The 6,369-nt window shown below is 37.4% G+C and carries 3 protein-coding genes and 1 pseudogene; 3 read left to right on the top strand and 1 reads right to left on the bottom strand.

The genetic code is table 11. The annotated features are described in order from the left end of the window. A partial coding sequence (locus tag ACFILY_RS08925) for a beta strand repeat-containing protein (RefSeq protein WP_375637872.1) occupies positions 1-3,113 on the bottom strand: 3,113 nt, incomplete at its 3' end. Positions 3,114-3,888: 775 nt separating this feature from the next. Between ACFILY_RS08925 and ACFILY_RS08920 the strand changes: the two genes are divergently transcribed. From ACFILY_RS08920 to ACFILY_RS08910, 3 genes and pseudogenes are all read left to right on the top strand, one after another. Further along, the gene (locus ACFILY_RS08920) at positions 3,889-5,019 is read left to right on the top strand and encodes a metallophosphoesterase (protein WP_375631202.1); all 1,131 of its coding nucleotides are present in this window, start codon (positions 3,889-3,891) and stop codon (positions 5,017-5,019) included. A 754-nt stretch (positions 5,020-5,773) separates the two neighbouring features. Beyond that, positions 5,774-6,148 carry a hypothetical protein gene (locus ACFILY_RS08915; protein WP_375637871.1) on the top strand — a complete coding sequence of 125 codons (375 nt, stop codon included), beginning with the start codon at positions 5,774-5,776 and terminating at the stop codon, positions 6,146-6,148. Between the two features lie 156 nt (positions 6,149-6,304). Then, positions 6,305-6,369: pseudogene (locus tag ACFILY_RS08910) on the top strand (phage tail protein); the annotation flags it as partial.

Here is a 6,369-nt window from a genome sequence, read left to right as displayed (position 1 = left end):
TTATCGAGATTAAGCGTGGAAATATCAGAACGAGATCTTTGAGCGATATCAAGGAGATTGCCATCATCATCTTTTTCATTTTTGCTGATTTTCAACGTCCATTTTGTATTGTTTTTCAGATCAAAGTGCACATTTCTGTCTTTAGCAATATTTGCTCTGCCCTCTAAAATAGACTGATCTGCGCTTAATGTGAAGGTGCCGTTGGAGATCGTTTTAACCTCTTTATTGTTCCAATAATTGTCATTTTTCCAAGATTTTGGATCTTCGAAAAGACCATCTCCTAACAATACATCAGCATGGATTTCTGAATTTTTGAGATTGACTGTACCGATTGACAAACCTGGAATATCTTCCATGTTATCGTTAGTAAAAGCTCCAACAAAAATTCCTGTACCATTTTCAGCATGAAGCTCTGCATTGGTCAGATTGATCTCATTACTATGATATTTTTGTGGATCATGCGAGCTATTCGGATTATTATCGGAGAAAGTTGCGAATTGTAAACCGGCAACTTCTGCTGTGGCAGAAACATCTGTCAGATCAATATGTCCGCCATTTATTACAACCATTGCAGCTTTTTTTGCTTCTATTTTATTTTGCTTCCCATTCTGAAGGGCGACGGATTGGGTATCTAGGCCTTTGGAATTAGCATCAATAGCGCCATTAACCATCTTAATTGTGCTATTATTTCCTGCAAAAAGACCAACATTAAAATTTTGAATGGTTGTTTTACCATTTAACTTAATTAAACTATCAGTTTCCTCAACGTTTACAGCAACGGTTTGTTTTTTACTTTCACCACCAGTTATTGTTAAATCTCCGCTAATGATTTTACTTCCACCGTCTGCATAAAACCCTTCATCAACATTTTGAATGGTTGTTTTGCCCATTAACCTAACTTCACTACCAGAGTCCGATGTCCATATACCAGTGCGTTCGTTGTCGGGGCCGTCAAGTGCTTCACCACCGATTATTGTTAAATCTTTGCTGGTGATTTTACCACCGTCAACTGCTCCAAGGCCGCCCAAAGTATTGTTAATTATTGTATCACCATGCAATTGAATTGTGCTGTCATTGCCACTTACAAATGCACCGTTTCCTTTTCCCTCTGTTTTTAGAGCAACATCTGTGGCATCAATATGCCCTCCGTTGATTGCGAATAACGCTGTTTCGTTCGCGGCTACGGATCCTCCCATCATTATGATCTTAGATCCTGAACCGTCTGCAAGGAGTCCTCCGCCATCAGATGATGTAATGTTAGCATTGTTTTTTAAGATAATCGTACTGCTGGCTTCGGCGCTTCCTCCTACATCACGTCCACTAAATGATCCTCCTGAGACCGTTATTGTTGAGTGATCATTTGCAACTATACTGGCGGCTGCCTGAGTCACTTCTACATTATTTAAAACAACGGTACTTTTGTCTGCTTTTATTCCAAAGTTTAGTAGCGCATCGTCTTTACTATTCGATATCTTCACACCTTCTAGCTTGTTTTCACCACTGTTACTGTTTAAGAAGCTGGCACCAACTAGAGAAGTTTTAATGGTTCCTCCAGTCATGTTTATTGCACCACCATCGTTTGTTGTAAGTCCAATTTCACTATTACTAATCGTTGTTCCCTCAAGCAATTCAACTACACTGCCTTCACCATTAGAAAATACACCAGATGACTTATCGCTATCATTTGTTTTTAGGGTTACATCTGCAACAGTAATATGGCCACCATTTTCAGCAACCAATGCATTACCTTTCCCCGTGACGGTTCCTCCCGTCATGCTGATGGAGGAGTTTGAACTGTTTGCATAGAGTCCAACGTTATCAGATGATGTAATGTTTGCATTGTTGGTTAAAGTGATGGCGCTGCCGTTTTGAGCAGATATTGTTGTATTTTGTGCATGAAATGATCCTCCCGAGATTGTTATTGTCGAATCATGATCTGCAAATATACCGGCTGCTGCTTGAGTCACTGTTACATTATTTAAAGTGACATTACTGTTAGTTGCCTTGATTCCATTGATTAGTGGCGCATCATCTTTCCCACTTGATGTCACTACATCTTTCAGTTCGTTTTCTTTGCTTTTGCTATCCAAAAAGAATGCACCAACTTTGGACGCTGTAATGCTTCCCCCAGTCATTGCGATTGCGCCGCTTTCTTGTGTTTTCAACCCGATTGTAGCATCTTTGATCTTTGTATCAGACAATTCAATCACACTGTTTTCACCTTGAGACAAGGCGCCGAATCCACTCTCAATTTTAGTACCCTTATTAGATGCAGGATTATCCCCTTCTGTAGTAGGTGCACTTGTGGTATCTCCCTTTGCTGTTAGAGTACCACCCGTGACTTTAATATGACCACCGTCGTTTGTATACAATGCTGCGTCTTTTCCAGTTACGCTTCCTCCAGTCATTTTTATGGTGGTATTTTCATCATCGGCATGGAGTCCGTTACCATTAGATGAGGTAATGTTAGTACCGCCATCTACAGTAATGGTGGTGCCGCCCATAGCATATACGCCATCCATTTTACCCTCGAATGATCCTCCGGATACTATAACTTGAGAAACGTCATCCGCAAGTATACCAGTTTCTGCTTGCTTAACTGTTACATTTTCTAAAGTAATTAAACTTTCGTTGTTTATTTCTATTCCAAGGAGTGATGATGCTTCATTTTTATTATCTGATATCACTACATTTTGCAGTATACTTCTACTATTCTTACTACCATCAATATAAACGCCAGTTTGAGAAGCTGTAATGTTCCCCCCGGTCAGGTTGATGTTAGCGCCGTCTTTTACAGAAATACCGAAACGAACATCAGAATCAGTGCCTTGAATATTTAAGCCATTTAATTCAAGCGCACTGTTAGCACCTTCAACTGTTACAACATATTTATCGCTACCTGTGTCTGTATTTGTGTTTTCATTTCCAGTTACAGTTACAGTACTGCCGGTGATTTTTCCTTTGTCTTTTACATAAATAGTCTCGTACGTTTTTCCGGATATATCTTTTTCTTCGTTGGCAACGCCAAGAGTTTCAGCATGTGCAGTGAACTGGATGTTGAATAGGATGATAGCAGCCGCAGCCGTGCATGATAAAAGGGATGTTTTATACACCAGTATTCTCCTTATGAGAGCCCCCAAATATTCATTTCCCCGCAAACTTCATAAGAAGAAGTGAAAATGGATAGTTGTTATTAATTTCGATAATTTTCTTTATTTGGTAAGACATTTTTGGTTTTTTGTCAAAATTAAAAAATAAATAATATTAAATTTGTATGAATTTATATTTAACACACAATGTGCTTGTAATGATTTATATTATATAATTAAATTTATTGTAAATCTACATTATAGAAATTATAACTATTATTATTATACTTTACATAATTTATATTATTTTTTATAAAGTAATAATAGTATTTTATGTAGTATTTCTGCATTTTTATAGCTTATCAAAGTGAATTATGACGGTAATACTATAACACTGTTGCTAGCACTTTTGATTATTTATACCTTATTTATCATAATATTATAATATAATTGATCTTGATATCCAAAGGAGTTGGGCACTCTAGTATAAGAATATATTTTTTCTCCTGTTGGGGATATTTTAATAGTATACGACTAAGTTTTTATAAGCTGTTTATGTATCGATGACATTTGAAAGAGCCAGAGCCCAAGCTTATAAATCTTAATCAATTAAAGTTCTTGAAGTTGAAGGCTTGAAATCAACAGTGCTTTTATATCATCAAAGTGCACCTTCATTGAAGGATCATTGCTTTCGTTATTTCGAATTTTTGACATATTTTTGACAATAAAATCTAAAAAAATTGTCTCTGAGGAATTTTTTAATATAAAAAATATGTAACGTTTTTATGGTGATAGGTTTATGAGATATAAAGTTGAATTGGTAATCACCGTGATTGCTTTTACTCTCTCTGGTTGTTTTAATCTTGATTCTGAAAAAATAAAAAGAGACAAGAGGCTTCATCATGATGCATTCATGGATTGGTCTATGAAAGAAAAGTCTCTTACAAAAAATTATACTGCTATCATTATGGCTGATCCGCAACCGTGGCGTTTAAACTCTGGTGATGCCAATGGAATATCAAACAGAGAGCCATGGTTAAAGATAAATGAGCAGGTTGCTGGTGTGATAAAAGCGCACAAGGCTGCATTCCATATTGTCAATGGTGATCTGACGGAGTTTGGACAACAAAAAAACTATGATGATTATGAAAATGTTTATAAAACTCTTGGAGCACCTGTCTATGAGGGGCTAGGGAATCACGATTATGCCAATAATGTTGGTAATTGTACAAATCCTCAAGAATTCAGTTTTTACAAAGATGCTTGTGCTATAAGTGCAGTTTCAAGAATGGTATCGGAAATCAAAAAATACCGTAGTCAATTATCGCATTTCAATGCAGATGTTACTGAAAGCTTGGTTCCCATTTCGGGTGGAAATATTCGCTCGATAAGGGGGAGTTTGAGTTATTCTTGGGATTATGGAGATGTTCACTATGTGCAGCTTCACAATTATCCAAGCTATACGGTTGGTTTGAAGGGGCAGTCTACAGAAGTGCAAATCAATAAATCTTTAGATTGGCTTAGGAACGATTTAGCTGCTGCTGATGCAAGAGGTAAAGTGACAATCATTAATTTTCATGATGCGCGTGCTGCTTCCATTGATGGTGAATCCTTTTTTATTCGTAAAAAGAATGCTAAAGATTTGTCGGTCTTTAAGTCAATTATTACCTCTCATAATGTTAAAGCAATCTTCGTGGGTCACACGCATTATCAGTCTTATTGCCGTGCGAAAAATGATAAGGTTTTTGGAAATATCCCTATATATACAGCTGGTGCGCTTTTTAATGGAGATTATTACCTCTTAGATGTGAAAGGCAAGACCATTCACGTTAAAGCCTATAATGGAGAAATAGGAAAACCGCTTTTAATTAAAGATCTTGGTGTTATAGGGAAAGACACTCAATTTTCGGCAAGTTGCAGTAAGTTATAATAGGATTTGTTTCTTTGTCTTAAAGCATGAGGGAAAAAACGTATTATATGTGCGGACTTGAAGAGCAGTAGGAGTGTCTAAATGTTACTTAGAAATAGAGTGAAAAATCAGACATATTTTTTTCAAAGCTGCTAAGATTTCAGGTTATACGCTATAAGTGCAATGGTTTAATGTGAACTGAGCTTTAATACAAAGCAGAATAATGGTTTGTTATTCTATTTTTTCTTTTTAGGCTTTCATCTTTGAAGAAAGGGGAGTTTGTCAAGGGTGTGTTCATAATTTGCTAGCACTTGTTGTCCAGAATCATCAAGAAGGCTGTTTTTATTAATTTGTTGCGGTATAATTATTAAGTTATGCCCTTTATTAGAGCTTATAATATCTACTCATGGGCAACACTTTTCTTTTTCATAAGAAAAGCTTTTTATTTTGATCAATTTTTTACTTATAATCTTCAAACAATTGATGTTTTGTGATGCTGTATAATTTCTCTTGATTAATCGTATGAACTTTTAGTTGTATTACAATTTTATCTTCTTCTTTTATACGTAAGTAAATCGTTACAATAATATGATACAAATATTGGAGTCTGTTTATAGCTGTTATGGTCTCATGCAATTATCCTTAGATGACTCTCACGTGTCTTGGCAGTTTTATCTTTGCTTTGAGAGAGGTGTAAAAAGGGGATTTTAAGAAGTTTCAGTTTAGAAAGAGTTTTTTTGCCCGCGAAAAGCTCTCGGAGAGTGCCAAGGCTGGTATGGAACAAGCGGGCGAAGATCTGGCTAATTCGATTGTCGATGGTTTTATGGCACCCATCACAAAGTTGAGCGATTTCTGTAAATCTTTGCCTCATCGCATTAAGGGGTGGATTGGGTCCATTAATTTAAGAGAGTTTTTGCCAAGTTTTTTGGGGGGTAAAACAGCCATTCAGCCCATACCACAATTTGCGGGGGCGGGGCGTGCAAATTCCCCTTTCACAGAAGCAAAAGGCAAAGAGCGCTCCACCATCACACACAATCAAAATGTCACGGTGCATGTCAATGGCGCCCGTGATCCTGTTGTCACTGGTCGTGCGGTTGCCCATGCCATTCAACGGGCACGTGCTAATGCCCTGCATGGCGGGACAGAATGATACGGGTTACAGAATAAGGGAAAAGACGGCGTGCTGGAAAGAACACAATGAGGGGAGGGATGAAGTGCTAGGAGGGCGCAATGGTAGGAGAGATGCAATGATACGTTTCGAAAGAGATGACGTGCTGGAAGGGATACAATCAATGGGAGGGAGCCTATGAGAGATCCTTTGATGATGTTAGGACCGCATCAATTTTATGTGGATTGGCTGAATTTCCAATC

Origin of the sequence: Bartonella sp. CL25QHWL (assembly GCF_042195335.1) — a bacterium.
Taxonomy (GTDB): domain Bacteria; phylum Pseudomonadota; class Alphaproteobacteria; order Rhizobiales; family Rhizobiaceae; genus Bartonella.
The sequence above is the reverse complement of the archived record's forward strand: the minus strand, read 5'-3'. Positions and strand labels throughout refer to the sequence as shown.

Coding starts and splice junctions, on each gene's coding strand:
- ACFILY_RS08915 (WP_375637871.1), top strand. CDS start 5,774: ATGGAACAAGCGGGCGAAGATCTGGCTAATTCGATTGTCGATGGTTTT.
- ACFILY_RS08920 (WP_375631202.1), top strand. CDS start 3,889: ATGAGATATAAAGTTGAATTGGTAATCACCGTGATTGCTTTTACTCTC.